The organism is Collinsella sp. (assembly GCF_052346665.1).
GTDB lineage: Bacteria > Actinomycetota > Coriobacteriia > Coriobacteriales > Coriobacteriaceae > Collinsella.
Map to the genome: position 1 here is coordinate 1 of NZ_DAWDUX010000074.1, position 2638 is coordinate 2638.

Annotated in this window: 2 protein-coding genes; both read right to left on the reverse strand. The window is 62.3% G+C overall.

Translation table 11 applies throughout. From position 1 onward, the window contains the following. Window positions 1–158: 158 nt before the first annotated feature. A complete protein-coding gene (locus ACT8II_RS09270; protein ID WP_118654168.1) occupies window positions 159–1067 on the reverse strand; it encodes a site-specific tyrosine recombinase in 909 nt (302 codons plus the stop codon). Between the two features lie 12 nt (window positions 1068–1079). After that, a complete protein-coding gene (locus ACT8II_RS09275) occupies window positions 1080–2561 on the reverse strand; it encodes a DUF1846 domain-containing protein (protein WP_118654169.1) in 1482 nt (493 codons plus the stop codon). Window positions 2562–2638 lie beyond the last annotated feature (77 nt).

The window sequence follows — 2638 nt, forward strand, 5'->3', positions numbered from 1 at the left end:
TGGGCAATGTACGACCACCACGGGTCGATGCGATATCCGCAGGTTAAACCTTCTAGTTGAGGTTGAACCGATTTTCGAGTTGTGCCCGACTTGTGGGCGGCGTGTGGGCGAGCATCCCACCCCATGCGGCGGCGCAGACGCCAAGGCAGGCCGTGAACCTAGGCGCGTGGATGGGCGGCAAGGTAGACTTCGCGTAACTGCGTCTGATCGAGATGCGTGTACAGCTGGGTCGTGGAGATATCGGCATGCCCCAGAATCTCCTGCAAAGCGCGCAGGTCGGCGCCACCGGCGAGCATATGCGTCGCGAATGAGTGGCGCAAAGTGTGGGGATGCAGGCCCTCGATGCCAACCATGCGGCCGTAGCGCTCGCAGATACCGTGAACGCTTTGACGCGAGAGCCTGGTGCCACGAGCATTGAGGAACACCGCCGGGGAGATGGCGGTGCCGCGGGAATGACGGAGCAGGTCATTGCGGGCACCATCTGTAAGATAGGAGTGCAGAACCCTGAGCGCGGAGCCTGTAATGGGGACAAGGCGCTCCTTGGATCCCTTTCCCACCACACGGACAAACTCATCGTCAAGATATAGGTCACGAATGTCGAGACCCGTGAGCTCACTCACCCGCATCCCGCATCCGTAAAGAACCTCGAGCACCGCATGGTCCCGCTCTCCAGCGGCGGTTTGAGGAAACTCCTGATCGAGCAGGGCGTTTGCGCATTCGATCGAGATGACGTCCGGAAGGCGCTGCTCGGCCTTGGGGAGTCGAATGGTCGATGTCGGATGCGTATCGACCAGCCCCTCGCGGACAAGAAAGCGGTGAAGGCCCTTGACGGCCGAAAGGGCGCGATTGACCGACGCATCCGCCGACCCGGCGTCGCGACGCGAGGCCACAAACTCCTCCACATCACGCCGGGTCACCGCGGATGGACTTGTGATACCGCGCCCGAGCAGGAACGCTCGATACCCCTCGAGGTCGCGGCGGTACGCGGCCACCGTATTCCGCGAGAGGTTGCGCTCCACCACCAGATGGGCAAGGTATTCCCGGCAGCAGTCTTCGAGGTCCGTCATGGGGAACACGGTTTAGCGGTGGTAATACCCGCTACGCTCGAACTTGGGCTCGCAGCATACGTTGATGCCGAGCTTCCTCAGCAGTGCCTCATCCGAACTCGAGATGATCACCGAGAAGAACGCATCGCAGCCGCGCAGTTTGGGGAGACCGGCGAGCACGCGCGCGGCAACCTCGCTCGTGGCGGAGGTGATGGACAGTGCAATGAGGGTCTCGTCCGGGTGAAGACGCGGGTTGACGCTGCCCAGCTGACTCGTCTTGAGGCGGCTGATGGGCTCGATGGCGTCGTTGGAGATGACTTCGAGCTCGATGTCGACGCCGGTAACGGCCTTCAGCGCGTTCATCATGAGCGAGCTCGCGGCACCAAGGCGCGTGGATGTCTTGCCCGTGACGACCGTGCCATCGGGCAGCACCATGGCTCCCGCGGGCGACCCCGTGGTCTCCTCCTTAAGCAAGGCTGCGGAACGAGCCGGAGACTGATCCTTGGTGACGCCGACCTTCTGCATGATGGCCTTGAGCTTGTCGACCTGCTCAGAGCCGCAACCCGTGCGCTTGACGTTGGCCGCGGCGCCGAAGTACCTGCGGACGATCTCCATGTTGGCCGCCTCGCGACAGGCGTCGTCGTCGCTGATCGCGTAGCCCACCATGTTCACGCCCATGTCCGTGGGGCTCTGATAGGGGCTCTCGCCCAAGATCTTCTGCATGAGTGCCTTGACCACGGGGAACGCCTCGACGTCGCGGTTGTAGTTGACCGTGGTGACACCATGCGCCTCGAGATGGAACGGGTCGATGATGTTCGCGTCGTCGAGGTCGACCGTCGCTGCCTCGTACGCGATGTTGACGGGATGCGTGAGCGGCAGGTTCCACACGGGGAAGGTCTCGAACTTGGCATAGCCCGCGGCGACACCGCGCTTGTGCTCATGGTAGAGCTGGGACAAGCAGGTAGCGAGCTTGCCGGAGCCCGGACCCGGCGCCGTCACGACGACGAGCGGACGAGAAGTCTCGACGAACTCGTTCTTGCCGTAGCCCTCCTCGCTCACGATAAGGTCGATATCGTGGGGGTAGCCCTCAATGGGGTAATGGAGCTTGCAGGTAATGCCGAGCATGGAGAGGCGGCGGCGGAACTGGTCGGCGGCAGGCTGACCGGAGTACTGGGTGAGCACGACGGCACCCACGAGGAATCCGTTGGAACGGAAAATGTCGGCAAGGCGCAAGACATCCTCGTCGTACGTGATGCCAAGGTCACCGCGGGCCTTGTTCTTCTCGATATGGTTGGCGTTGATGGCGATGATGATCTCAACGTCATCCGCCAGGCTCTTAAGCATGCGGAACTTGCTGTCGGGCTCGAAACCGGGCAGCACGCGGCTCGCATGGTAGTCGTCGAACAGCTTGCCGCCGAATTCAAGGTAGAGCTTGCCGCCGAACTGGGCGATGCGCTCCTTGATGTGCTCGGCTTGGTTGGCAATGTACTTCTCGTTATCGAAACCCTGGCGCATGCGTTCGGCTCCTTTGTCATATGGCGGTACCGAAACATAGTAGCCGAGTTTCGCTCCCCCGCCCGCGCCGCTCGCAC